Origin of the sequence: Providencia sp. JUb39 (assembly GCF_012272845.1) — a bacterium.
Taxonomy (GTDB): Bacteria; Pseudomonadota; Gammaproteobacteria; order Enterobacterales; family Enterobacteriaceae; genus Providencia; species Providencia lanzhouensis.
Genome location: NZ_JAAWXD020000001.1, coordinates 929,310 through 955,802 on the forward strand (window position 1 = coordinate 929,310; position 26,493 = coordinate 955,802).

At 40.6% G+C, this 26,493-nt stretch carries 24 protein-coding genes and 1 other RNA gene; 16 read left to right on the forward strand and 9 right to left on the reverse strand.

Annotated elements, in window-relative coordinates; all coding sequences use genetic code 11:
- Positions 1 to 92: 92 nt before the first annotated feature.
- On the reverse strand, positions 93 to 1,619 hold the full coding sequence (gene ampG, locus HFU86_RS04090; protein ID WP_132496190.1) for a muropeptide MFS transporter AmpG: 1,527 nt from the start codon (positions 1,617 to 1,619) through the stop codon (positions 93 to 95).
- Between the two features lie 182 nt (positions 1,620 to 1,801).
- Positions 1,802 to 2,383, reverse strand: coding sequence for a YajG family lipoprotein (locus HFU86_RS04095; protein ID WP_187128771.1), 582 nt, complete (start codon positions 2,381 to 2,383; stop codon positions 1,802 to 1,804).
- 263 nt (positions 2,384 to 2,646) lie between these two features.
- Here HFU86_RS04095 and bolA point away from each other — a divergent pair, with 263 nt between their 5' ends.
- From bolA to HFU86_RS04140, 9 genes are all read left to right on the forward strand, one after another.
- Positions 2,647 to 2,985 carry a transcriptional regulator BolA gene (gene bolA, locus HFU86_RS04100; RefSeq protein ID WP_132496192.1) on the forward strand — a complete coding sequence of 113 codons (339 nt, stop codon included), beginning with the start codon at positions 2,647 to 2,649 and terminating at the stop codon, positions 2,983 to 2,985.
- A gap of 339 nt (positions 2,986 to 3,324) precedes the next feature.
- On the forward strand, positions 3,325 to 4,629 hold the full coding sequence (gene tig / locus HFU86_RS04105; protein WP_036953907.1) for a trigger factor: 1,305 nt from the start codon (positions 3,325 to 3,327) through the stop codon (positions 4,627 to 4,629).
- A gap of 502 nt (positions 4,630 to 5,131) precedes the next feature.
- Entirely contained in the window at positions 5,132 to 5,752 is a 621-nt protein-coding gene (gene clpP / locus HFU86_RS04110; protein ID WP_006657219.1) for an ATP-dependent Clp endopeptidase proteolytic subunit ClpP, read from the forward strand.
- A gap of 117 nt (positions 5,753 to 5,869) precedes the next feature.
- Complete coding sequence (gene clpX / locus HFU86_RS04115) at positions 5,870 to 7,147, forward strand: ATP-dependent protease ATP-binding subunit ClpX (RefSeq protein WP_006657220.1); 1,278 nt, start codon at positions 5,870 to 5,872, stop codon at positions 7,145 to 7,147.
- Positions 7,148 to 7,380: 233 nt separating this feature from the next.
- Entirely contained in the window at positions 7,381 to 9,810 is a 2,430-nt protein-coding gene (gene lon, locus HFU86_RS04120) for an endopeptidase La (RefSeq protein WP_132496193.1), read from the forward strand.
- A 238-nt stretch (positions 9,811 to 10,048) separates the two neighbouring features.
- Positions 10,049 to 10,324 carry a nucleoid-associated protein HU-beta gene (gene hupB, locus HFU86_RS04125; RefSeq protein WP_006662768.1) on the forward strand — a complete coding sequence of 92 codons (276 nt, stop codon included), beginning with the start codon at positions 10,049 to 10,051 and terminating at the stop codon, positions 10,322 to 10,324.
- A 173-nt stretch (positions 10,325 to 10,497) separates the two neighbouring features.
- Positions 10,498 to 12,366, forward strand: a complete 1,869-nt coding sequence (gene ppiD / locus HFU86_RS04130; protein ID WP_036953916.1) for a peptidylprolyl isomerase — start codon at positions 10,498 to 10,500, stop codon at positions 12,364 to 12,366.
- Between the two features lie 163 nt (positions 12,367 to 12,529).
- The gene (locus HFU86_RS04135; protein WP_108479256.1) at positions 12,530 to 12,901 is read left to right on the forward strand and encodes a ComEA family DNA-binding protein; all 372 of its coding nucleotides are present in this window, start codon (positions 12,530 to 12,532) and stop codon (positions 12,899 to 12,901) included.
- Positions 12,902 to 13,115: 214 nt separating this feature from the next.
- Positions 13,116 to 13,544 carry an acyl-CoA thioesterase gene (locus HFU86_RS04140; RefSeq protein ID WP_187128772.1) on the forward strand — a complete coding sequence of 143 codons (429 nt, stop codon included), beginning with the start codon at positions 13,116 to 13,118 and terminating at the stop codon, positions 13,542 to 13,544.
- A gap of 57 nt (positions 13,545 to 13,601) precedes the next feature.
- Here the strand turns inward: HFU86_RS04140 and queC are convergent, their stop codons facing one another.
- A complete protein-coding gene (gene queC, locus HFU86_RS04145; protein ID WP_187128773.1) occupies positions 13,602 to 14,303 on the reverse strand; it encodes a 7-cyano-7-deazaguanine synthase QueC in 702 nt (233 codons plus the stop codon).
- Positions 14,304 to 14,532: 229 nt separating this feature from the next.
- Between queC and HFU86_RS04150 the strand changes: the two genes are divergently transcribed.
- From HFU86_RS04150 to HFU86_RS04160, 3 genes are all read left to right on the forward strand, one after another.
- Positions 14,533 to 14,994, forward strand: coding sequence for an Lrp/AsnC family transcriptional regulator (locus HFU86_RS04150; RefSeq protein ID WP_036953928.1), 462 nt, complete (start codon positions 14,533 to 14,535; stop codon positions 14,992 to 14,994).
- Between the two features lie 84 nt (positions 14,995 to 15,078).
- Entirely contained in the window at positions 15,079 to 16,824 is a 1,746-nt protein-coding gene (locus HFU86_RS04155; RefSeq protein WP_187128774.1) for a SmdA family multidrug ABC transporter permease/ATP-binding protein, read from the forward strand.
- Positions 16,821 to 18,605 carry a SmdB family multidrug efflux ABC transporter permease/ATP-binding protein gene (locus tag HFU86_RS04160; RefSeq protein WP_187128775.1) on the forward strand — a complete coding sequence of 595 codons (1,785 nt, stop codon included), beginning with the start codon at positions 16,821 to 16,823 and terminating at the stop codon, positions 18,603 to 18,605. Before HFU86_RS04155 ends, HFU86_RS04160 begins: the two co-directional genes overlap by 4 nt.
- Positions 18,606 to 18,762: 157 nt before the next feature.
- Here HFU86_RS04160 and tesB read toward each other — a convergent pair whose 3' ends face one another.
- Positions 18,763 to 19,629: an acyl-CoA thioesterase II gene (gene tesB, locus HFU86_RS04165; protein ID WP_187128776.1), complete on the reverse strand. Its 867-nt coding sequence runs from the start codon at positions 19,627 to 19,629 to the stop codon at positions 18,763 to 18,765.
- Between the two features lie 238 nt (positions 19,630 to 19,867).
- Here tesB and HFU86_RS04170 point away from each other — a divergent pair, with 238 nt between their 5' ends.
- Positions 19,868 to 20,326, forward strand: a complete 459-nt coding sequence (locus HFU86_RS04170) for a YbaY family lipoprotein (RefSeq protein WP_036953939.1) — start codon at positions 19,868 to 19,870, stop codon at positions 20,324 to 20,326.
- 180 nt (positions 20,327 to 20,506) lie between these two features.
- Positions 20,507 to 20,603, forward strand: an RNA gene (gene ffs / locus HFU86_RS04175) — signal recognition particle sRNA small type.
- A gap of 369 nt (positions 20,604 to 20,972) precedes the next feature.
- Here the strand turns inward: ffs and HFU86_RS04180 are convergent.
- The 4 genes from HFU86_RS04180 to gloB all read right to left on the reverse strand — a co-directional run bounded on the left by HFU86_RS04180 (position 20,973) and on the right by gloB (position 24,359).
- Positions 20,973 to 21,176 (reverse strand): HHA domain-containing protein, encoded by a 204-nt coding sequence (locus tag HFU86_RS04180; RefSeq protein WP_004905417.1) that lies wholly within the window; start codon positions 21,174 to 21,176, stop codon positions 20,973 to 20,975.
- 72 nt (positions 21,177 to 21,248) lie between these two features.
- Complete coding sequence (gene tomB / locus HFU86_RS04185) at positions 21,249 to 21,617, reverse strand: Hha toxicity modulator TomB (protein WP_036953942.1); 369 nt, start codon at positions 21,615 to 21,617, stop codon at positions 21,249 to 21,251.
- Positions 21,618 to 22,144: 527 nt separating this feature from the next.
- Positions 22,145 to 23,524: a murein transglycosylase D gene (mltD, locus tag HFU86_RS04190; RefSeq protein WP_187128777.1), complete on the reverse strand. Its 1,380-nt coding sequence runs from the start codon at positions 23,522 to 23,524 to the stop codon at positions 22,145 to 22,147.
- Between the two features lie 82 nt (positions 23,525 to 23,606).
- Positions 23,607 to 24,359 carry a hydroxyacylglutathione hydrolase gene (gloB, locus tag HFU86_RS04195; protein ID WP_187128778.1) on the reverse strand — a complete coding sequence of 251 codons (753 nt, stop codon included), beginning with the start codon at positions 24,357 to 24,359 and terminating at the stop codon, positions 23,607 to 23,609.
- A 34-nt stretch (positions 24,360 to 24,393) separates the two neighbouring features.
- On the opposite strand from gloB, the gene HFU86_RS04200 reads away from it, so the two are divergent.
- A complete protein-coding gene (locus tag HFU86_RS04200) occupies positions 24,394 to 25,119 on the forward strand; it encodes a class I SAM-dependent methyltransferase (RefSeq protein WP_108479261.1) in 726 nt (241 codons plus the stop codon).
- Between the two features lie 12 nt (positions 25,120 to 25,131).
- Here HFU86_RS04200 and rnhA read toward each other — a convergent pair whose 3' ends face one another.
- The gene (rnhA, locus tag HFU86_RS04205) at positions 25,132 to 25,602 is read right to left on the reverse strand and encodes a ribonuclease HI (protein WP_036953952.1); all 471 of its coding nucleotides are present in this window, start codon (positions 25,600 to 25,602) and stop codon (positions 25,132 to 25,134) included.
- Positions 25,603 to 25,656: 54 nt separating this feature from the next.
- On the opposite strand from rnhA, the gene dnaQ reads away from it, so the two are divergent.
- Entirely contained in the window at positions 25,657 to 26,418 is a 762-nt protein-coding gene (gene dnaQ, locus HFU86_RS04210; protein ID WP_132496201.1) for a DNA polymerase III subunit epsilon, read from the forward strand.
- Positions 26,419 to 26,493 lie beyond the last annotated feature (75 nt).

The following is a 26,493-nucleotide window of genomic DNA, read 5'->3' on the forward strand; positions in this document are numbered from 1 at the left end:
TCTAATTTGCGAAAAAAGGAGAGATTCCCCAAATTAATTAGTTTAACTTGGGGGAGTCGTGAGCTGAATAGAATGGGAATTAATCAAAAATATCAGAATGATTTATGTTTTATGGCTTTGCGGACAGCGAGGAAGTCGAGGGTTCCACCAACAATAAGGCTGATAGCGCCAATGGCTATACCAATGTTAAATATGAGATTCTGATAAGTTGGGAGCGCTAACCACAGGGATATATGGGTAGTAAACAAGTAAACTTTCACCTCTGCAAATGATGTGATTAGTAAACTAATTAACCAAACCGTCAGTATACATGCTGCTGCCATTAGCGCATAAACCGCGATTTTATATTCTCGAGGAAAAAACTCTCTACGTTGAAATTCTCCCGTATCTTGGGTGTATAACAACGAAGTTCGGCAAGCGAGTAGCAATAAAACCCCCGGTACTGCAACGCCGATGGAAATTAAGTAGAACATGGGCCAGCCATAGGTGCTGACAAAAATACTTGCGACGGGGCCGATATAGACACGGCCTACAGCGGATAATGCTGAAAGTAAGGCGAATTGAGTGGCTGATAAAGACTTATTACATAAGGTCATTAATAAGGCAACAAATGCCGCAGTTCCCATTCCTGAAAAGATATTTTCGAGGAATATAATAGATCCCATGCTGATAATATTTGGCGGTGTTACTGCGAGGAACCAGTAGCCAATATTCGAACCACCTTGAAGCACACCGAAGACGAATAATGCTCTAAATAGGCTCATATTCTTCATCAGATAACCCCCAAATAGGGCTCCGATGATTGTCGCCGCCATACCAACGGTTTTATTTACTGTACCTACTTCGCTTAAACTAAAGCCAAGGGCATTGAGTAAAAAGTTAGTATTTAGCGCCATAACGAAAGCGTCTCCCATCTTATAAAAGATAAGAAGCAGTAAAATCAGCCATGCATTATTGCGGCTAAAAAATTCGGCAAGTGGCTCATAAATAGCATCTTTTAACGAAGTTGGTGGAGCGGTATTTTCTTGAGGTTCTTTCGCAAAAAGTGTTGCGAAGATCCCAATAAACATTAGCCCTGCCATGAATAAATAAAGTTGCTGCCAAGTGAGGAATTTATCAGCAAGCCAAAGTGCTAATCCCCCAGAAACCAACATACTGATGCGATAGCCCATGACCGATGTTGCTGCACCAATACCTCGCTCTTCTGCACTTAATAAATCTGTTTTATAGGCATCAAAGACAATATCTTGGGATGCGGAACAGAAGGCTACAGTGACCGCTAGCGCAGCTAACCACCAAAGGTGCTCCGACGGATTCATAAAACTCATGCCTGCAATGCTAATGACAAGCAAAATTTGCGTTGTTAATAGCCACCCTCTACGTCGTCCTAAAAATGGGGGGGTATAGCGATCCATCATGGGGGACCATAGAAATTTTAAAACGTAGGCCTGACCGACGAGAGAAAAGAAACCGATGGTTTTAATGTCAATTTTTTCAACGGTTAACCAAGCTTGTAATGTTCCAGCGGTTAATGCCAAGGGCAACCCTGAGACAAATCCCAGTAAAATTAAGGTCACATTATTGGGCAGTGTAAATCTGGGTAGTGTAAAACGTGGCATTATTCCCTCATCGCCTGATGCTGGTGTATTACGTTGCGCGAAGAATGGCGCAGTAGAAAGATAAAACAACCCAAGCTATTTGTATTAAAGAAATAACTCGGGTTAGTAGGATAAAGCAGACTATTTTTACAGTCTCCGATGAACCAGAATGATACTAGTATGAATTCATTCTTGATGCGCGATTAATATCGTGAATTTTGTCTGATAAAATCGGCCAGTTCTTGGTCTTTCGCCATATCTGAAATTAAATCACTTAAAGCAAGGTTAATTGCCGCAGCAATTTTTTCATTGGTTGCGCCTAATGCCCCTTGGGTATTGTAATTACGGCTATAAGTCCGGCTCTTAGTTGAGCCATTTGGCGCGGTAGCATTAACGACAACGCTGGAATTAACCGTAATATTATGGCGTAAACTTCCTTCACTCACTTGCGTGTTCAACTTGTTTAATTGAACCACTAAGTTGATATTGGCGGGAGATGTCACCATGAAACCACGAGCAGCCATTTGCTTTTCTACGGCTTCTTGCATTAGATAACGCGGATCGCGAGAGGGATTAAGCACCTCTAAAGTACCGTTTCGGTTAATTTCAGCTAATGCGCGATTTGAACGGTTATCAACGCTACTCACGCTAATTGAAGTCGCATTGAGCGTCGGGTTTTTGGCTGGTAATGCAATTTTAGGTTCGAGGGACAGCGTATTAGACGGTGCAGTACAGCCCGCTAATAAAAATAACGCAAAAAGTGGAAAACACAGTTTTCTTAACATAATTCTTCCCAGTTCATCTTTCCTAATTGAAAATGTTCCGTTATGGTTCGGGGTGCAACAACTCACACTATTAGACAACAGTTTGAGAAAAAATTCGCGTAAATGTGCAGTCGATGAACATTTTGCATACCCGGACCATAGTTTCAACAATATAGATGCTATTATCCGCTATTTCTATAATAAGAAGATAGTTACCAACAGCGTGATTAGGGGATTTTTTTTCAGATGTGCTTTAGCGTTTTTTAATTAATTTAGGAGTCTCTATGGACGCCAATATGCCACAAACTATGCAGTCTCGCGTGAGTGAAAAGCTACAGTCTGCATTTGAACCTGAACATATGGAGGTGATTAATGAAAGTCATCAGCATAATGTGTTACCCGGTTCAGAGAGCCATTTCAAAGTGGTTTTAGTCAGTGATAAATTTGAAAACAAACGTATGATTGGTCGTCACCGTGAAATTTATGCTATTTTGGCTGACGAGCTTGCAGGTGGGATCCATGCTTTAGCCTTACACACTTATACTCCAAAAGAGTGGAATGAATTAGCGAGTACTGCGCTAAAATCACCTGCTTGTCGTGGTGTTGGTGGTGTGAATCGCTAATCAAACGTCTTGATGACATACGAATACCAATAGTGTGTTTATCGAGTGGCTGTAAGTGAGCGTTTTTTCCTCAATTCGAGAGAGGAAAATGAATTTTTAGTCAGAAAAGTCACAAATAAAGAGGAATGATCGCTTCTTTTATCGGCTTTTCTCGACTCAGGGCGCATGCATCGGTATAATGCTGCGTCTAATTTTCAGTAAGGTTTCGGGACGCTTCTGATATCAGGGATGACCGTTATGAAAGTAACGCCCCCGGTTCTGGAAGGGAGATTGCCATTATGATTTAATGGCATAACTCTGGAGTAGACCGATCACTAAGATTTATTTTGAGGTAAGAAGATGCAAGTTTCTGTTGAAACGACTCAAGGCCTTGGGCGTCGTGTAACAATCACCGTTCCTGCCACTGATATTGAAAAAGCGCTGAATAGCGAGCTGGTTAACGTTGCTAAGAAAGTCCGTGTTGATGGTTTCCGTAAAGGGAAAGTACCAATGCACATCGTTAAACAACGTTACGGTGCGTCTGTAATGCAAGACGTTCTGGGCGATGTTATGCAACGTAACTTTATCAATGCAATCATTGAACAAAAAATCAACCCAGCTGGCGCGCCAAGCTACAAGCCAGAAATGTTCGAAGACGGTAAAGACTTCGTTTACGCGGTTGAGTTCGAAGTGTACCCAGAAATCGAATTAAAAGGTTTTGAAACTATCGAAGTTGAAAAACCGGCTGTAACCGTGAAAGACGAAGACCTCAACGACATGCTGGAAACTCTGCGTAAGCAACAAGCACAGTGGAAAGAAGTTGAAGATGCAGCAGCTGCTGATTCACGTATCACTATTAACTTCACAGGTTCTATCGACGGTGAAGAATTCGAAGGTGGTAAAGCTGAAGACTTCGCACTAGTTATGGGCGAAGGTCGTATGATCCCAGGCTTCGAAGAAGGTGTTGTTGGTCATAAAGCTGGTGAAGAGTTCGATATCGAAGTTAACTTCCCAGAAGATTACCATGCAGAAAACCTGAAAGGTAAAGCGGCTAAATTTGCAATCGTTCTGAAGAAAGTTGAACAGCGTGAACTGCCAGAATTTACTGAAGAATTCGTTAAGCGTTTCGGTATTGCTGACGGTTCAGTAGAAGGTCTGCGTGCAGAAGTTCGTAAAAACATGGAACGTGAGCTGAAAAATGCAGTTCGTAACCGTGTTAAAGCGCAAGTTCTGGAAGGTCTGGTTAACGCTAACGAAATCGAAGTCCCAGCAGCAGTTGTTGATGGTGAAATCGATGTTCTGCGTCGTCAAGCTGCACAGCGTTTTGGTGGCAACGAAAAACAAGCGATGGAATTACCACGTGAATTGTTCGAAGAACAAGCTAAACGCCGCGTAATTGTTGGTCTGCTGTTAGGCGAAGTTATCCGTACTAACGAGCTGAAAGCTGACGAAGATCGCGTTAAAGCGCTGATCGAAGACATGGCTTCTGCTTACGAAGATCCATCAGAAGTTATCGAATACTACAGCAAAAATGAAGAGCTGATGAACAGTGTTCGTAACTTAGCGTTAGAAGAGCAAGCTGTAGAAACTATTCTGGCAGCAGCTAAAGTAACTGAAAAAGAAACTAACTTCACTGAGCTGATGAACCAAGTTCAAGCTGGTTAATTTTTCTTTTTAGCAGTACTCTTCTTTTTAGAAGTACAAAGCAAAACCCGTGGTGTTTCACTGCGGGTTTTTTGTCAATTAGCGTCGTAATATTTAGACTTTGTGCAAATCATCTTGAAAATTACATTTAAACCCTAATTATAATAAGAGTCATCAAGATATCGTTCGCTAGATGATGATGGGATTTTTGTGTGGAACACATTTTTCGACAGTATAAAACCGTGTAACTAGATAGACTTGTGTTAAACTCTTTAGCAGAGCGTCTTGCCTATCGCAGTATTTTCAACATTATTCTGGCTTAATTCTTTAGCGACTTTTTAACCAATATTTAAAAAAGTAACTAAAATAATGAAGTAAGCGAAGGGTATAAGCAGGCAGACACAACTAACTTCGAAAGAGTGTTTTTTAGAAATATTGTTTGTAGCACGATTCCTGCCCAAAATGGCGGACAGACAGCAAATTAGGCGCAAGCACCAGAAAAAGTTTTTAATAGGAGATTTCGATGTCACATTTTGGCGGTCAGGAGCAGTTAGCATCCCAAATGGCACTTGTGCCAATGGTTATCGAGCAAACCTCTCGAGGTGAGCGCTCATATGATATTTATTCACGTCTCTTAAAAGAACGTATTATCTTCCTAACTGGTCAGGTGGAAGATCATATGGCGAACTTAATTGTCGCTCAAATGCTATTTCTTGAAGCAGAAAACCCAGAAAAAGATATTCAACTTTATATTAACTCACCAGGCGGCGTGATTACTGCAGGGATGTCAATTTACGACACCATGCAATTTATCAAACCTGATGTGAGCACTATCTGTATGGGACAAGCGTGCTCAATGGGTGCGTTTTTATTAACCGCAGGTACAAAAGGTAAACGTTTCTGCTTGCCAAACTCTCGCGTCATGATCCACCAACCGTTAGGTGGCTATCAAGGACAAGCGACAGACATTGAAATTCACGCTCAAGAAATCTTGAAAGTGAAATCGCGCATGAATGAATTGATGGCCCAACATACAGGGAAATCCATCGAAGAGATTAGTCGTGACACAGAGCGTGACCGTTTCTTATCAGCAAATGAAGCTAAAGAATATGGTCTGGTTGATCATATTTATACCAGCCGTTAATTTGCGAATATTTTGATATAATTAATTTATATCCTAAAGTTTTTGAAAATTTGTTGCCTTGTTTTACTACGAAAGTTAGATAAAACAAGGCATTATAAATATAAGTGAGGTCTACTGATGACAGATAAACGCAAAGAGGGAGCAGGTAAATTACTGTACTGTTCTTTCTGCGGAAAAAGTCAGCATGAAGTGCGTAAGCTGATTGCCGGTCCGTCAGTCTATATTTGTGATGAATGCGTGGATTTATGCCTCGACATCATCCGTGAAGAGATCAAAGAACTGGCTCCGCATCGCGAGCGTAGTGAATTGCCAACTCCCCACGAAATCAGACAGCATCTTGACGACTACGTTATTGGTCAAGAAAAAGCGAAAAAAGTGTTAGCAGTTGCTGTTTATAACCACTACAAACGTCTACGTAATGGCGATAAAACCAGCGATGGTGTTGAATTAGGCAAAAGTAACATTCTGCTCATTGGTCCGACGGGTAGTGGTAAAACGTTATTAGCAGAAACGTTAGCTCGCTATTTAGATGTGCCGTTTACTATGGCGGATGCGACCACATTAACTGAAGCGGGTTACGTGGGTGAAGATGTTGAGAATATCATCCAGAAGCTGCTACAAAAATGCGACTATGATGTTGAGAAAGCTCAACGTGGTATCGTCTATATCGATGAAATTGATAAAATTTCTCGTAAATCCGATAACCCATCCATCACACGTGACGTATCAGGTGAAGGGGTGCAGCAAGCATTACTTAAACTGATTGAAGGCACTGTAGCCGCGGTTCCGCCACAAGGCGGTCGTAAGCATCCGCAACAAGAGTTTTTACAGGTAGATACCTCGAAAATTCTGTTTATCTGTGGCGGTGCATTTGCCGGGTTGGATAAAGTTATTGGCCAACGTCTGAATACTCGTTCAGGTATTGGTTTTGCGGCGCAAGTTAAAGGTGAATCTGAGAAGGCAACAGAAGGTGAGTTACTCACTCAAGCGGAGCCTGAAGATCTCATTAAATTTGGTTTGATTCCTGAGTTTATCGGTCGTTTACCTGTGGTTGCCACATTGACTGAACTGAGTGAAGAAGCACTGATTCAGATCTTAAAAGAGCCGAAAAACGCATTGACTAAACAGTATCAAGCTCTGTTTAACCTCGAAGGCACTGAGTTAGAGTTTCGTGAAGAAGCATTAACGGCGATAGCGAAAAAAGCGATGGCGCGTAAAACAGGTGCTCGTGGCTTACGTTCAATCGTCGAAGCTGCTCTACTTAATACCATGTATGATCTACCTTCAATGAGTGATGTTGAGAAAGTCGTTGTAGATGAAAATGTGATTAATGAACAGTCAGAACCACTGTTAATCTACAGCAAACCGGATGCCCAAGCTTCTGGCGATAATTAACTCCTCGTCTGTGTTCAATAAATAATCAATCAAAATGAGGGGTAACCCTCATTTTGTTTTTTATGCTTAACTAACCATTGAATGCTAAAATCTTGTCCCCATATAGTTTATATTCTTAGTTGTGGTTTCCTTATTTTGAAAGAGCACTGTTTATATCGCAGTGTTTTACAAGAATTTTTTCTGTTATAAGCAGAAACCCTTAACTGGCGTGTGCTAAACGAAGAGAGAGCTTTATGAATCCAGAGCGTTCCGAACGCATTGAAATACCAGTATTGCCTCTGCGTGATGTAGTGGTGTACCCACATATGGTGATCCCACTGTTTGTTGGACGTGAAAAATCCATTCACAGTCTGGAAGCAGCAATGGATCATGATAAGCAAGTGATGCTGGTTGCGCAAAAAGAAGCCTCAACCGATGAACCTGGGGTGAATGATTTATTTACTGTTGGGACAATTGCATCTGTGATCCAGATGCTGAAACTACCTGACGGTACCGTTAAAGTGCTAGTTGAAGGCCTACGTCGTGCTCGTATTACTAGCCTGACTGATAACGGCGAGTATTTCTTAGCGCAAGCTGAATATCTCGCGAACGATAGTGTGAAAGCGGCTGTCTATGATGACACATCAAAAGCGCCTAGCACTGCGGAATTGGTTGACGAAAAAGAGCAAGAAGTATTATATCGTACGATTGTTAGTCAGTTCGAAAGCTACATCAAACTGAACAAAAAAATTCCACCTGAAGTTCTGACTTCACTGCATGCGATTGAGCAAGATCAGCTAGATAAACTGGCTGATACGATTGCTTCACACATGCCGTTAAAACTGGCAGACAAACAGCGCGTTTTAGAAATGGCAAACATTGCTGAGCGTGTTGAGTTTCTCATGGCAATGATGGAATCAGAAACTGAACTACTGCAAGTTGAAAAACGCATTCGTAACCGCGTGAAAAAACAGATGGAAAAAAGCCAGCGCGAGTACTATTTGAATGAGCAAATGAAAGCGATTCAAAAAGAACTTGGCGAAATGGATGATGCTCCAGATGAAAACGAATCGCTGAAACGCAAAATCGAAGAAGCGAAAATGCCAAAAGAGGCACAAGAAAAAGCCGAAGCTGAATTGCAGAAGCTGAAAATGATGTCTCCAATGTCTGCTGAAGCGACGGTGGTTCGTAGCTACATTGATTGGATGGTTCAGGTTCCATGGCATAAGCGTAGCAAAGTCAAAAAAGACTTAGTGAAAGCGCAAGAAGTGCTCGATACAGATCACTATGGCTTAGAGCGTGTTAAAGACCGTATCCTTGAATACCTCGCGGTTCAAAGCCGTGTTAGTAAAATTAAAGGGCCAATCTTATGCTTAGTTGGACCTCCAGGGGTTGGTAAAACGTCTCTGGGGCAATCTATAGCTAAAGCAACAGGGCGCGAATATACCCGTATGGCTCTGGGTGGGGTTCGTGACGAAGCGGAAATCCGCGGTCACCGTCGTACTTATATTGGTTCAATGCCGGGTAAACTTATCCAGAAAATGGCGAAAGTAGGGGTTAAAAACCCACTATTTTTACTGGATGAAATCGATAAAATGTCTTCAGACATGCGTGGAGATCCTGCATCAGCACTGTTAGAAGTGTTAGATCCAGAACAAAACGTTGCATTCAACGACCATTATCTGGAAGTTGATTATGACCTGTCTGACGTGATGTTTGTGGCAACATCGAACTCGATGAATATCCCTGCACCATTATTAGACCGTATGGAAGTGATCCGTCTGTCTGGTTATACCGAAGACGAAAAACTGAATATTGCTAAGAGACATTTACTATCTAAGCAAATTGAGCGTAATGCATTGAAAAAAGGCGAGTTATCTATCGATGATGGCGCAATTATGAGCATCATTCGTTACTATACTCGTGAAGCTGGCGTGCGTGGATTAGAACGTGAAATTTCTAAACTGTGCCGTAAAGCCGTTAAAGCATTGCTGATGGATAAAAAACTGAAGCATATTGAGATCACTGCGGATAATCTGAAGGATTACTTAGGTGTTCGTCGCTTTGACTACGGTCATGCTGATACCGAAAACCGAGTAGGGCAAGTGACTGGTTTAGCATGGACAGAAGTTGGTGGTGATTTACTTACCATTGAGACAGCCTGTGTACCGGGCAAAGGTAAGTTAACTTACACCGGTTCTCTGGGTGAAGTGATGCAAGAATCAATTCAAACAGCGCTGACAGTGGTACGTGCTCGTGCAGAAAAACTGGGTATTAACGGTGACTTCTATGAAAAACGTGATATTCACGTTCACGTACCAGAAGGCGCAACACCGAAAGATGGTCCAAGTGCGGGTATCGCAATGTCAACGGCACTGGTTTCTTGCTTAACGGGTAACCCTGTAAAAGCGGATGTGGCGATGACTGGTGAAATTACGTTACGCGGTTTAGTATTACCAATTGGTGGGCTGAAAGAAAAATTACTGGCAGCTCATCGTGGTGGTATTAAAACGGTTCTTATCCCTGATGATAACAAACGTGATTTAGAAGAAATTCCTCAGAATGTGATTGCTGATTTGCAAATCCATCCGGTTAAGACAATTGAAGAAGTCCTCTCATTAGCATTAGTCAATCCTCCTTTTGGGGCTGAAGTGGTCCAAAAGAAAGCTAAAAGAGTGAGCTGAATCAAGAAGCTTGTATAAAATTAAGGCTGACAGCTAATTTAGGGCTTGTCAGCCTTTTTTTTCGTGGTTACTTTAGCGAAGATTCTGATAATGGTTAGCGTGCTATCTGTTTTCTTGCCATTAATATTCAGGATTGATATAACGGCTGCATCATTAATTAACTATACTTAGTAATGTTAACTATACTGTAGTTGGTTAATTAACCGATAAAGTCAAAACTAATATGGGGATGATAATAGTGAATAAGTCTCAACTGATTGAAAAAATCGCTGCAGAAGCGAACATTTCTAAAGCCGCAGCAGGTCGCGTAGTCGATGCTTTCGTTGCTTCTGTAACGACTTCTCTGAGCAAGGGTGATGATGTTACTTTAGTTGGTTTTGGTACTTTTAATGTACGTCAACGCGCAGCACGTACAGGTCGTAACCCGCAGACAGGTAAAGAAATTAAAATCGCTGCGGCAAAAGTTCCTGCATTCCGTGCAGGCAAAGGTCTTAAAGACGCTGTTAACGGTTAATTGAGTTTAGTTTCGTCTTTCACGCATTTTTGCGAAAACTCAAACTGACGTAATGTCTTTAATCAGCTAATATATAAGCGCGCCATGGAAATGGTGCGCTTTTTTTTCTATCTGAGTTAAAATTAGCGTAATATTAAGAAATTCAACAAAGCAAAGCGGAGTTAAGCCTTTTTATGATGGAAGATCTACGCACGAAGGCGAACAGTCCTTTTATTAAAGTGTTGTTAGCTATTATTATCTTGTCATTCGTGCTGACAGGTGTTGCTGGCTATGTGATTGGTGGCTCAAGTAATAATGCTGCTGAAGTCAATGGACAGCCAATAAGCAAGGAACAATTACAGCAAGCTTTCCAGCAAGAGCGCCAGTCATTACAAGAATACTTAGGAGATAAATTCTCTGAAGTTGCAAGTAATGACAACTACATGAAAGAGCTGCGTACCCAAGCTTTGAATAACTTAATCAATAATCAATTGATTAACCAATACGCTAATGAATTACAACTCTCTGCTAGCGACCAACAAATTGAGCAAGCTATTTTTGCTATGCAAGTTTTCCAAACAAATGGAAATTTTGATAGTGAAAAATATCGCGAAATTTTAAAACGTTACAATATTAATGCAGATGATTTTGCGGCACAAATTCGCCAAGATTTAGTTCGTGCGCAATTAGGTAAATCGTTCACCGGAACAGAATTTGCACTGCCTTCAGAAGTAAAAGCGTATGCGGAACTGTTTATGCAAGAGCGTGAAGTCCGTACGGCAAGCTTGTCGTTAGCTGCGCTAGAAGCTAAACAAACCGTTTCTGAAGATGAATTAAAAGCGTATTACGCGGCAAATCAAAACAGTTTCATTTCACCTGAACAAGTTCAAGTAAGCTATGTCGAAATGGATGCGGCATCTATGCCAAAAGCATCTGTGACGGCTGAAGAAGTGAAAGCTTACTACGATGAAAATCTGAAGAATTTTACTAAAGCGGAACAAAAGCTGTATAGCATGATTCAAGTCGCATCAGAAAAAGATGCACAAGCTTTAGAAGCCGAGCTGAAAGGCGGCGCTGATTTCGCAACGTTAGCTACTGAAAAATCCACAGATAAATTCAGTGCTGGCAACAAAGGCGTGATTGGTTGGATGGAAGCAACTTCTACACCAAGTGAAATCATCAGTGCGAATTTAACCGAGAAAGGTCAAATTTCTGCACCGATCAAAGTCCAAGATAATTATGTCTTATTCCGTTTGGATGATGTTAAGCCAGAAGCAATTAAGCCTTTTGATGACGTTAAATCAAGTATTGAAACTAGTTTAGTTCAAGATAAAAGCGTCAAACAGTTTTACGATTTACAACAGAAAGTGAGTGAAGCTGCGACGAATGACAATGAATCATTAGCATCAGTTGAAAGCATTTCTGGCTTGAAAGTTGCGACTACTGGCTGGTTTGATCGCCAAAACCCACCGACACAACTGAATTTCCCGAAAGTCGTTAACGAAGTATTCAGCGACCGTTTAGTCGATAAAAAAGGTACAACAGGTATCAACTCTGACGTGATCAACGTTGAAGGGGATCGTGCATTTGTTCTGCGTGTGACTGATTATAAAGCGGAATCAACAGAGCCATTTGAAACAGTAAAAGCGGATATTGAAGCATTAGTTAAGCGTCAGAAAGCGTCTGCACAATTAAAAGCGAATGGTGAGAAATTACTGGCAGAGTTACAAGCTGGTAAAGGTGATGAAGCATTGAAAGCTGCAGACACTCAATTTGGCGCTGTTCAAACAGTTTCATTCCTTGCACCTGCAACGGATGTGACGGGCGTTGCGATGAAAATGACACCGCCAACTGACGGTAAACCAACTTACGCAATCGCTTATGACCAAAAAGATAATCTACTAATTGTTCAATTAGATAAAGTGACTTTAGGTCAGCCAACAGCTGAAGAACTGAGCCAGCTATCTAACGAATATCGTGGTGCAATGAGCTCAGCGGTGAATGAAGCGTTAATGCTGAATTTACGCGCGAACGCAAAAATTGAAGTGCAAAGCTTAGAATAAGTTATTTGCATGGAATAATTGCGAAGCGCTTCGCAACTAAAATTGCAATCTCTGTAATAGAAGGCCACCCATTGGGTGGCCTTTCTCATTGTATAAACCGAAGAAAAGTTTTTGAAAAAATTCTCTGGCATTGTGATGTTTCAACACACATAGGAGAACAATGATGAAATGGAATAAAAGCATTAAACAAGGATTAGGGACAGCGTTAATGGTGGCAATGTTATGCCCTTTATCTGCATTTGCAGTGGTTAAAAAAGCAGAAACTGAAAAACCAGCCACGGCGATAGTGCAACCTCAAAATAGTGATGAAGTAAAAAACGTGGCGAGTTTAACATCTCCAGACCAAGTGAATATTAATCAAGCCACTGCTGAAGAGTTAGCGAGAAAACTCAATGGAATTGGTAAACAGAAAGCTCAGGCTATTGTGGAATACCGAGAAAAATACGGCGCTTTTAATACGGTTGAAAACATCCTTGAAGTGCAGGGAATTGGACCTGCATTTTTAGAGAAAAATCGTAATAAACTTGTCCTATAAGCAAAAACAGCCCACTTTCAGCGTGGGCTATTTTTTAGAAAATGGAAAGTAGCGTTATGAGATTAAAAATAAATTATGGGTAATATTTGTGCTATTAAATTTGATTTAAAGCACGAATATGAGAGCTAAGTCTGATTAGTGATATTTTTTAAGCAGCCCTTTCAAATATTTGTTATTTTTATGTTATCAAATAATTTAACTGGTCGGAGTAGTTATGGCGATACACATAAAAGTGCTCGGTTATCACATTGATGTCTTCCAGCATGTCAATAATGCTCGGTACTTAGAGTTCTATGAAGCGGATAGATGGGATTGGATGGGAAAAGCTAATCTTATTGAATGGGCTATTCAGCATAGAATCGTGATGGCGGCAGTGAATATTAATGTTAACTATTTCCAAGCCGTTGGGTTGGGGGATGAGCTAACCGTCATTTCACGAATGGATAAAATCGGAGTGAAGAGTGCAGTCTGTTACCAACAAATTATTCGCCATCGTAATGGTGCTGATGAAGTGGTATCTGATGCGTACGTCACGTTTGTTTTCATTGATGGTAAAGTTAATAAAGCCATGGTGATCGAGGATGAACTCCGAGAAAAAATTGAGTCACTGAAAAATAAAATAGATGCTTTTATCGAAGTATAGGCAAATTAGGAGTATAGCCAACCAGGAAATATTCACTAAGGTTGGCTTTTTTTAGAATTACTTCGTTGCGTTGAGTTGTTTGAGTAATGAATCCATGACGGCTTGTTTATTATTGAGATAATAATTCAAGCCTTTGCTACGTAAATGGCATGCGGCACACTCGGAACAGCCATCACCTGGAATACCATTGTAGCAAGTGAGAGTTTGAGTGCGGATAGTCTCAAGGTGCCCATAGTAGTCAGCAAGAGCCCATGTTTGTGCTTTGTCTAACCACATAAGTGGTGTTTCGAAACGAATATCTTTTGCTAGCCCTAGGCTAACCGCATGATTGAGCGCTTTGACAAACTCATCACGGCAATCAGGGTAACCTGAAAAGTCAGTTTCACAGACACCGGTGATCACCGCTTCAGCTTGTACTTGGTAAGCATAGATAGCAGCGAGTGTTAGGAATAGAATATTACGCCCGGGTACAAAAGTACTTGGTAACCCGCTGGCTTCACTTTCTTCATAGTCAGGAACTGGAATGTTATCACGGGTTAAACTACTAACCGCTAGCTCATTGAGCAAGGTAACATCGAGCACTTTATGCGCTTTTGCGCCTAATTGTAGGCTAAGCTTTTGCGCAATGTCGATTTCTAAGCGGTGGCGCTGACCATAATCAAAGGTGACACAATGAACCTCATCATAATGTTTGAGTGCTTGAATTAGGCAGGTTGTTGAATCTTGTCCTCCGCTGAAGACAACAACAGCACGTTTCATGAGTCTCTCCTAAGATTAAATAATGAGAATATTAATTTAGATCTATGTTAACGAGCCAAGAGGGGAATGAACAGTCTGTTTTTGTACCTTCAACCTCTAAAATAAGCAATTTATGCTATGTTTCGGTTATTCATGCAAAGTTATTCTACAATACTAGCAATTCGTAACAGCTTTATTATTTCATCATGATAGAATTTTGCGGATAACAGGATTCGCTCAGGGGCTAAACATGCTGGATAAAATAGATAAAAAACTACTTTGCTTATTACAAAATGACAGCAGCCTATCATTAAACTCATTAGCAGAAGCCGTCAATTTAACCTCGACACCATGCTGGAAGCGACTTAAAAGGCTAGAGGACGAAGGATATATTCGAGGACGAGTCACGCTATTAGATGGCGAAAAGCTGGGATTAGGGCTGACGGTGATTGTCATGATTAAAACCCAACAACATAATAGCGAATGGTATGCGCAATTTGTTTCATTTGTGGAAAAATTACCAGAGGTTTTAGTGTTTTATCGTATGGCTGGTGAATATGACTATCTGATGCAAGTCGAAGTTCATGATATGAAATCCTATGATCTATTTTATAAGAAATTGGTTAATGGCGTTCATGGCTTAATTGATGTAACCTCCAGTTTTGCAATGGAAAAAATCAAATATACAACCGTTTTGCCAATCCCTGACTAATCCAAAAGTCATATATTAGCCCAAGAGCGCAGAGCTCCTAATAATAGAGCAAGCAGTCACTAACATCATTCAAGGCAGTAATACGTGCGATTATTTTCACAATTACGTTGGTATTTTATAAGCGAATGGCGTCGCTATGTTGGCGCTATTTGTTTTCTTGTGGTCATTGCTATTTTACAAATGATCCCACCACGCTTTGTTGGTGTGATAGTGGATGGTATTAGCAAAGGGTCGATGACTAATCAACAACTTGTGACGTATGTATTATCCATGCTCGGAATTGCTTTAACAGTTTATGGGTTGCGCTATGTTTGGCGTTTATGGCTATTTGGTGCTTCTTACAAATTGGCTGTCCGACTAAGACAACAAATTTATCAGCAGCTTAGCTTACAAAATCAGCCATTTTATTTGAAATATCGCACAGGAGATCTTATCGCGCGTACCACGAATGATGTGGATCGTGTGGTATTTGCCGCAGGTGAAGGCGTTTTAACTCTCGTTGACTCTCTGGTGATGGGATGTGCCGTCCTTATTATGATGAGCATCGAAATAAGTTGGCAGCTAACACTCCTTGCCTTGATTCCTATGCCTATTATGGCACTGGTCATTAAGCGTTATGGCGACCAGCTTCATCATCGTTTTAAACATGCTCAAGGTGCTTTTTCATCATTAAATAACCACGCACAAGAGAGCTTAACCAGTATTAGAATGATCAAAGCATTTGGCCTTGAAACGCATCAATCCAATCAGTTTGAGCAAGTTGCCACTGAAGCTGGGCGCAGGAATATGCATGTAGCGAAGATTGATGCTCGTTTTGATCCGACCATTTTTATGGCGATAGGAATGGCAAATTTGTTAGCTATCGCGGGCGGAAGCTGGATGGTGTTGAATGACACATTAACCCTCGGAGAGCTCACCAGCTTTGTCATGTATTTAGGGTTGATGATCTGGCCGATGCTTGCCCTTGCATGGATGTTTAACATTGTTGAACGAGGAAGTGCAGCATATAGCCGGATTTTAAGCTTACTTGACGAGCCATTAGTGATTAAAGATGGTAACCAAAGTTTGCTTGCGGAAAAAGGCGAGTTAAACGTCAATATCAGAACATTTTCGTATCCCGAAACCCAGTGCCATGCTTTGCATGATATCCAGTTTGATGTAAAACCTGGGCGCTTCCTTGGGTTATGTGGACCAACGGGATCAGGGAAGTCGACATTAATTACGGTGTTACAACGCCATTTTGATGTGAGTGAAGGTGAAATTATTTATCAAAATAAATCACTGACAGATATTCGACTCGATGAGTGGCGGGCAAGGTTATCAATAGTGAATCAATCTCCATTCCTATTTTCTGATTCGGTCGCAAACAATATCGCTCTTGGGCAGCCAAATGCAACAATGGAGCAGATAGAAGACGCGGCTAGGGTTGCTTGTGTGCATGAAGATATTCTACGCCTCCCCGAAGGGTATCAAACCCAAGTGGGAGAGCGTGGTGTTATGCTCTCGGGGGGGCAAAAACAGCGAATTTCCATTGCACGGGCGATTTTACAAAATGCGGAAATCCTTATTTTGGATGATGCGCTGTCCGCCGTTGATGGGCAAACAGAGCACACTATTTTGCAGAATTTGAGTCGTTGGAGACAGGGGAGAACGTTGATTATTAGCGCCCATCGTCTATCAGCCTTGGTGGATGCCGATAATATTATTGTTTTATGTCATGGGAGTATAGTTGCCAAAGGCACTCATAAAGTACTTTCTCAGCAATCTGGTTGGTACAGCGATATGTATCATTATCAGCAAATTGAAGCTGCTTTGGACGGTGATCTATGAACCAGAGAAAGCCGCTTTGGCCAGCATTAAAACGTTTATTATCTTACGGTAAACCTTACCGCGGTACTATGGGGATAGCGATTGCTATGCTTTGGTTGGCTGCCGCCGCAGAAGTGAGTGGGCCCTTACTGATTAGTTACTTTATTGACAATATGGTGGCTAAAAAACAGATCATTATGCCGCTAACGCTGTACATGGTGATTGGATTTATTGCGCTGCAAATCATTGCAGCACTTCTTCACTACCATCAAAAAATTCTGTTTAATCAAGCCTCTGTTGGAGTGGTGCAAAATCTACGAACTGATGTGATGAATGCGGCTCTGCGCCAGCCATTAAGTGCCTTTGATAAACAACCCGTGGGGCAGATTATTTCTCGTGTCACCAACGACACCGAAGTGATTAAAGATTTGTTTGTCATGGTTGTACCAACAGTATTTCGCAGTTTGGCATTAATTTGTGCCATGTTAGTCGCCATGTTTTCTTTAGAGTGGCGAATGGCATCCATTGCGGTACTCATTTTTCCTGCGGTTCTGATCGTAATGTTGGTTTATCAGCGACTTAGCACGCCAATTGTGCGCCGTGTTAGGGCGTATCTTGCAGATATTAATAATGGTTTCAATGAAGTCATTAATGGTATGACAGTTATCCAGCAATTTTTACAGCAAGCCAAATTTGGCAAAAAAATGCTGGAAGCAAGTGAAGATCACTATCATTCCAGAATGAAAGCATTGAAATTAGATGGATTACTACTCAGACCACTACTGAGTTTGTTCTCTGCCTGTGTACTATGTGGGCTATTGTTGCTATTTGGATTTGACGGCACCAGCACTGTCGGTGTCGGGGTTCTGTATGTTTTCATTAACTATTTAGGTCGTTTAAACGAACCATTAATTGAGCTAACATCTCAGCAGTCCATGTTGCAACAAGCGGTTGTATCCGGTGAACGTGTTTTTGAATTGATGGATAGCCCACAGCAAGGCTATGGCGAAAATATTGCGCCATTACAGGGCGGAGCAATTGAGATCAAACACCTCTCTTTTGCTTATCGAGATGATAAAAAAGTCCTTGATGATATTAATTTATCCGTCCCAGAACACCATTTCGTGGCACTTGTTGGGCACACGGGAAGTGGAAAAAGTACCATTGCAAACTTAATCATGGGGTATTACCCATGGCAGGAAGGGGAAATTTTACTGGATGGACGGGATTTAAATTCACTGTCCCATCAAGTATTACGAAATGGCATTGCTATGGTGCAGCAGGATCCGGTAGTACTCGCGGCTTCATTTTTTGATAACGTTGCTCTAGGACGTGATATTTCCCAAGAAAAGGTGTGGGAAGTCCTTGAAACTGTACAATTAGCTCAGCATGTCCGTGAATTGCCAGATGGATTGGATTCATTGTTAGGTGAGCAAGGAAACACTTTATCTGTTGGGCAACGACAGTTATTGGCGATGGCGCGAGTACTCGTCGCAACACCGAAAATTCTGATATTGGATGAAGCGACCGCGAATATAGATTCTGGCACTGAACAGGCTATTCAAAAGGCGCTACGTGTTATTCGTCGAAATACTACGCTGGTGGTGATAGCTCACCGCTTATCAACGATTGTGGATGCTGATCAAGTTGTTGTTCTTCATCGAGGAATGATCGTTGAGCAGGGAAATCATACTGAACTTCTTCAGCAGGAAGGTCGCTATTACCAGATGTATCAATTACAACAAGTGGGCGAGTCACTGAACTCTCGTGATGAAGCGGCTGCAGAAGCATTATTAGTTTAGTTAGTGCTTACTGACATACTTTATGTTGAATTGACGAGTTGATTAAGTTACTAAGCAAGGAAAAGCCTCACAATTAGGAATTCCTATATAGTTGAGGCTTTTCTTGTCTTAAAGTTAGTAACGACTTACTTTTTTCGGGCTGATATAAATCGGGACATTATCGAGGTTTTCTTTTACGAATGACCCCTTCTTGTACTGTTGTTGCCACTAAATCCCCTTGCTGATTATAAATTTGCCCTTTAACAAAACCACGCCCGCCAGAAGCAGAAGTGCTTTCAATGGCATAAAGTAACCATTCATCGAGGCGATAAGGGCGATGGAACCACATTGAATGGTCAATCGTTGCCACTTGTAAATCGCGTTCCATAAACCCACGTCCATGAGGCTGTAATGCTGCAGGAAGGAAATTGTAATCCGATGCGTAGCCTAACAAGTAATCATGCAACTCTGGTGTATTGGGGAGTTCTCCTTTCGCCTTAAACCAAATATAGCGAAATGGTTCTTGGGGGGCGCTATCAAACGGGCTATAGAACTGAATCGGGCGAAACTCGAAAGGATTAGGGCGCAGTGCATATTTTTTGACAGCATCGGGAAGCTGATCTGCGAAGCGTTGAATGATTTCATCCTGTGAAATCAATTGCTCTGGCGCAGGGACATCAGGCATTAGATTTTGATGGTTAAATCCATCTTCTTGTTCTTGAAATGAGGCCGTCATAAAGAAGATCGGTTTACCATTTTGAATGGCACTAATACGGCGTGTACTAAAACTGCCACCATCACGCAAAATTTCTACATCGTAGACAATCGGTTTTTGGCTATCTCCTGGACGCAGAAAATAGCTATGAAATGAGGTTATGATGCGATCTTCGGGCGTGGTTTGTTTCGCTGCATACATCGCTTGTCCAACAACCTGTCCACCAAAAACTTGTGGCAAACCAAGATCTTCACTTTGCCCCCGAAAAATACCTTCTTCAATTTTTTCGAGTTTTATTAGGCTAATTAAGTTTTGTAATTCTGTGCTCATAGTTACCTTGAAGATGGTTAAAAAATATCAGATGTCGCTATTTTCCCATTAATCCACAGAAATAGGTAGGCAGTTTGTGTACGGATTAATTGACAATCGTTTTTGGTTACAATTTGAAATATAATTTCATTATTTAATTTGTATTAGATATAATTTTCTAAGTTTAGATAAACTCTAATATATCAAGAATAATCATATTAAAATGTCTAATTAAATCAAAATATTATAGGTAATTATAATGACATTCTATCGCTACATGATTAGTTCGTTGATACTTATTTTCTTAGTAGGGTGTGAAGGAAACAACGCCAATCCCCCTGAAAAAAGGGTAAAAGGGAAAAGTAATCGCGAAAATCAGCAAGTAGACATCGGTACGATTAGCGGAAATATCCTTATTGCTAAAAATAAAGGGTTATCTGAAAACGTGGATATTACAGTCACCATGGTAGATAACTCATTTGTTGAGTTGCCAGCGCTGATATTATCTCAAAAGCACTATACTAACTTGAACAATCAAGTGACGCTTCCGTATCAGCTGACATACCACAAAAATGAAATAAGAAACCAAGCTAAAATCACGGTTAGTGCGACGTTACACGCTGATGGAAAATTAATCTATATTACAGAATCGTCGACTGAAGTGATCAATAATGGCATGGTTGAAAATATTGATTTACTTCTGGTTCCTGCTAACTAGCGGCTGGTTCTTATTAGTAAGTATTAATTCCTACCAATATTTATTGTTCATACCAATCTGTATTAAATAACCCTTCAGATTTTTGTGTAATAAAACAGCACTTGATCGCCACTTTCTTGCTATTTAGCTATCTATCAAGCATAATGCCCGTGCTTTGAAAGAAGCAATCAATGGGGGCTCTGTTGGTTCTCCCGCAACGCTAACTTGTTAACTAGGTCAGGTCCGGAAGGAAGCAGCCATAGCAGGGGTCGTGTGTGCCGGGATGTCGCTGGCAGGGCTCCCACCCAATATTAAGCCCTCTCTTAATCTTCATATCCCTGTTTCATCAATCAAATGTTCAGTAGCAATAATCATTGCCTTTTAGCTATGCTTTCTTGTTATTATCGCGCTTAGTTTACTATATTTTAATAATAAGAAATTGATTGCTATTCTTAATTGGTATTTACAATGGTTCAATTGATATTGAAATAGCTATTATCGCATGAAATGTTAAATTAATTGGGATTAGGGAAAGGTGAAAATAAAAGGATATAAAGAGGCTGCCAGTATTCAGTGAATACTAACTAAGATAAGTAAGGAATTTTCATTGAGCCGATAAAGTATTACCGGCTATAACCATTCACTATCTATGCGTGTAAATAAGTATTTATCTAACAAACTTCCAAACAGATGCTGGGATTTTATCGTAAAGTTTATTCATAGTGAGTTCGGCAAGACGATGATCAGCTGCGGAGTAAAATAACTCTAATTCATCATCAGATAACTCATACTTATTTTTTTCAATAACGCGCTCAAGTGTTTCAATAGTGGTGCATTTTCTTAAACGCATCAGATAATCGGATTTGGTCATAACGCCCTTTCTTTATGTGTCGATAACCTAAAATGTACTATAGGATAGTGAAATTAAAGGTAAATGGTGATTCTATGTCTTACTTGTCAGGCATTTTAGATCATCATCGAGCACTGCGACAAGATTTTGATTCATACTTTCCCAGTCAATGATTTCGCTGAAAGTAATTACTGGGCTGCCAAATAAATTATATGTCTCGTCAAGATACTCTTCAACAAGAGAAATAACGAGATTTTCTTTCGGATACTTGATTTTGAATCGCCAGACAAAAGCTGCAATATGCTCAACGAGCTCATTGAGGCTGATGCTTTGTGCCGAACTAAGATCATTTACCCAATGGGTGTTTGTTTTTTGTAAACTTGATATTGCGTCTCTATTCAAACTGTTACACAGATATTTTAATTCGGCTATATCATGTTTCTTGGGTGAGTATTCATCCATAATCACCTCCATGGGCGAATCTGACTTTTACTTTGCGTATTTTTGTATCAAAAATAATGTCACATCAACTAAATATAAGCATCTGTTTTCAATATAAACAAACATGGTTAGTATATTGATAAATATAAGATTATCACTAATTGAGAGAGTTTTAGGTTGTCACTAATATAAAAGTAATATTCAAATATAAACTGATTGCTCAGATTGCTTTCGCCACATCAATAATAATAGCACTTTTATTTCATAAGTCACCACCCAATAATGACTTTTTTAAGCAGGGAATCGTAAGGGGAAACTAGGAAAAATCGGGATAATTATTTTTTCTATCACACCCTAATCAAGAATGTAAATGATATTGTGCGATTTCGGCAATTAAGTGTATTTGATGATATGTTACAACTCAAATTGTGATCGAGATTGATATCGAGATTAAGGCTAATTAAATAGTTTATTTCTAATCATTGAAATTTATTTAATATAAAATCCCCTAAGGTTTAACCTTTATGGGGATTTTTGAAATATTTAATTTAAAGATATAAATTCAATGTAACACCTGGCTTTAAATCTGCCATTTTAACACCTGAGTTCCAATTCATCAGGTCGTTAAGTTTAATTCCATGACGCTTAGCAATACTGTAATAAGTATCGCCTTTTCTGACTTTGTAAGTTCCACCTTTACGATTATTGCTGGTCGGTGTCGTACCTGAAATTTTTAATGTTTGTCCTGGAACGATGTTTGCTTTAGCTGTTTTTAACCCATTTAGCTGTTGGATATTCTTAGCTGTTGTATTGAATTTTTTAGCAATGCTTGCGATAGATTCACCTTTGCGAACTTTATAACTAAAGGTTTTAGCTTGCTTTGAGTTCGCTTTTGCTGTCCGGATGTTACTCGCCGCGGCTTGCGCATAACGATTTTGTGCTACTGCGTTGCGAATATCATTTAATACGTCTTGATCCGTCAGTGAAACTTTTAGCTGCTCAGCTTTTGCTGTTGGCAACATAATATAATGTGGACCATTTGGCGACGTAACGCCTCGGGTATAACCCGAATTATAGGTTTTAATAGATTCTTCCGTTAAACCTGTTAATTCAGCTGCTTGAGTCAATGTGATTTGTTGTCCCACATCAACTTGCGTTAACCCTCTATTCTTATTACTTTTGGGTAATCTGACTTGATAGCGTTCTGGTTGTCTCAGCACTTGGCTAAGCGCAAGGATCTTTGGAACATATTGTTTGGTTTCTTTTGGTAATTGAAGAGACCAAAAATCTGTTGGTAAGCCAGCAGCTTCATTCTTTTTAATCGCGTTTTGAACGCAACCTTCACCGCAGTTATAAGCAGCAAGTGTGAGCTCCCAATCGTGACCGAACATAATATTCAGATTTTCAAGGAGATCTAAAGCCGCTTTTGTGGATGTCACAACATCACGGCGTTCATCAACCCATTGTGTCTGTTTTAGCCCATATGAACGTGCAGTGATGGGAACGATTTGCCAAAGACCTGCCGCTTGTGCTGGGGAAGTGGCTTTAGGATTATATGAACTTTCAATGACAGGAATTAAGGCTAATTCCATTGGTAAGTTACGATCATTGATTTCATCTACAATTAAGTACATGTAAGGCTCAGCTCTTACTGCCACATCATAGATAAAATTTTGTTTATTGGAGTAACTATTGGCCATTTCCCGAATTGTTGCGTTTTCGGGGATATCCATCTTCAGCTCACCACTAATATAACCCCAAAGGTCATGATCGACTTTGGAAACCTGTCTACTTGCTGCTTGGTTATGGGATGCAACAGTGTCAATTGAGTGGTTGGCTGAAGATTTTGGTTGCTTAACGGTGACTTTAGAAGTGCCTTGACAGCCCGCAAGCAAAACAATGGCGATGAGGGTCGCGATTATCTTCATTAGCTCTGTTTTTCTTTGTTTTTAATGTTTAAAAGTTGACCAGATAATACTGGCTTTAGCTGTTATTGACAATAATTATACATCAATATTCATCTTTTAATTGGCGTAATAATGTAAAAACTGCTCGTAATGATGGATTTGTCATATTAATGTTCAGTTTTTGTTGTAATTCAGGGTTATCGCACTGTAAAAAAATGTTGATATTTTTCTCTATTTTCAATGTACTAGGTACTGTTGCTTGCTGATTATTGCGCAAAGTTCTTACTTTTTCGGAATAATTCGTAATTGTCTCATTTTCAGGCCAAATATGATGAGCAAATTGTAAATTAGACTGCGTATATTCATGTGCACAGCAGATGAGAGTATCATCAGGAAGTGCTGCGATTTTTTGAATCGATTGATACATTTGATCGGGGGTACCCTCGAAAATCCGCCCACAACCGGCTGAAAATAATGTATCACCACAAAATAGGTAAGGAGCTTGGTAAAAACCAATATGCCCAAGTGTGTGACCCGGGAGACCAATGACTTGAAAATTGAAGTCATCAATAATGACGGAATCGCCATCACATACCAGCTCTGTCGCCCCTTTAACTAAGGTTTCTTGGGGGCCAAATACGGGGAGTTTTGGATATTGAGCAATAATACCTTTTACACCCTGAGTATGGTCGTTATGATGATGGGTGAGTAAAATTGCAACAGGGGTCAATTGGTTAGCCGTTAATATTGAGAGAACCGCCTCTGACTCAGCAGGGTCAACAATGATACACTGCTGGTTGTTTGCTAGTAGCCAAATGTAATTATCATTTAACGCTGGTACTCGAATTAACTCCATAATCAACCTCGATCCGATTTTTAAGGGGAATGTTATGAAACCTGCGCGTATTGAAGAAAAGATTCAAATGCCCGCCAGTTGGTCTGATATTCCTTTTGGTGAACACTATCGCCAAGCCTTGGAAGCCCAGTTAGCACCTTGGTGGCAAAAAATGTTTGGTTTTCACCTGCTTAAATTAGGTCATTTGAGTACAGAAATCCACACTAAAGAGTGCATGATCCCTCATCAATTCACGTTAGGTGAAGATCCTCACTTATTTGATGTTGCGGCAAATCCCGAAGCTTTGCCTTTTGCGGATAAAACAATTGATGCCTGCTTAATGCCCCATTTGCTCGCTTATAGCCATGATCCACATTGGATCTTACGGGAAGTGGATCGGGTATTGATCGATGATGGTTGGCTGATTTTATCGGGATTTAACCCATTCAGCTTAGCTGGAATGGCAAAATTAGTACCGATTTTACGTAAGCAGCAGCCTTACTGTAGCCGTTTTTTCCCTTCTCTCCGGGTATTTGATTGGCTAGGGTTACTCAATTATGAGGTGCTATATCACCGAAATTGCCAAGTGTTACCTTGGATCTCATCGGAAAAACGGGTAAATAAACGTTGTGGTGGAATTGGTGTGATCAGCGTGATTGTTGCAAGAAAACGTACATATCCATTAACGCCAACGCCCTTGAAATTTAAGCAACCTAAAGTGAAAATTTCAACAGCGTTGGGTGCAACGAAAGAAATCAGTAAATCGAAGCAACTTCGTTAAATCTGAACCTGGCTATTCTTGAGTTGGTTGGTAGCCTGTATCTTCTTTTGTTGGCGCATTGGCCGCGGCGCGAGCTAATTCATCACATTTTTCATTCTCAGCATGACCAGCATGACCTTTCACCCAGCGCCAATCGATAGTATGGCGTGTAATTGCTTGGTCGAGACGCTTCCAAAGATCCACATTGACCACTGGCGATTTATCCGCCTTTTTCCATTGACGGCGTTTCCAATTGTGGATCCACTGAGTGATCCCTTGGCGTACATATTGGCTATCGGTGGTCAGAATAATATCGCAAGGTCGGGTCAGCGACTCTAAAGCAACGATTGCCGCGAGTAATTCCATGCGATTATTGGTGGTGAGGAAAAAACCATCACTGAGTGTTTTCTCATGTTGCTGATAACGAAGTACGATACCGTATCCGCCGGGTCCTGGGTTACCTAAACAAGACCCATCAGTGAAAATTTCTACCTGCTTTGTCATTTCTGTTACACTCTTCCTTATTCATCAACTTCTAGTTTGACACAAAAAAACATTATGAGCACGGCGATAACCCGACAAATTGTCCTCGATACTGAAACCACAGGTATGAACAAGCTTGGTGTTCATTATGAAGGGCACAATATCATTGAAATTGGTGCCGTAGAGGTGATTAATCGCCGCTTAACAGGGCGCAATTTTCATGTCTACATCAAACCAGACCGTCTCGTTGACCCAGAAGCTTTCGAAGTCCACGGAATCAGTGATGAATTTTTGCAAGACAAACCGGTATTTGCCGATATAGCCGATGAATTTATCGAATTTATTCGCGGTGCAGAACTCGTCATTCACAATGCACCCTTCGATATCGGATTTATGGACTACGAGTTTCGCAAGCTCAACAGAGGCATTCCTCCAACCTCAGAATTCTGTACTATTACCGACAGCTTAGTATTAGCTCGCAAGATTTTCCCCGGTAAACGTAATAACTTAGACGCCTTATGTGATAGATACCTTATCGATAACTCCAAGCGAACATTGCACGGAGCTTTACTCGATGCCGAGATCCTCTCTGACGTCTACTTAGCGATGACAGGGGGGCAGACCTCTCTTGCATTTTCAATGGAATCTGAATCCAGCAATACAGAACAGGCCAATGAAATTCAACGTATTGAGCGTCCAGTAAGTGGATTAAAAATTATTTATGCTTCTGATGAAGAAATTGCAGAGCATGAAGCCCGCTTAGATATCGTGGATAAAAAAGGGGGGAAACCCTGTTTATGGCGGCAAACTGAGCAAGATGACGAAACTCTTCATTAAGGGCGACAGTTTTGTGATCTAATAAGGCTAAAAACTGCTCAACCGTACGATTTTTCAAGAAAAAGAGTTGACTGT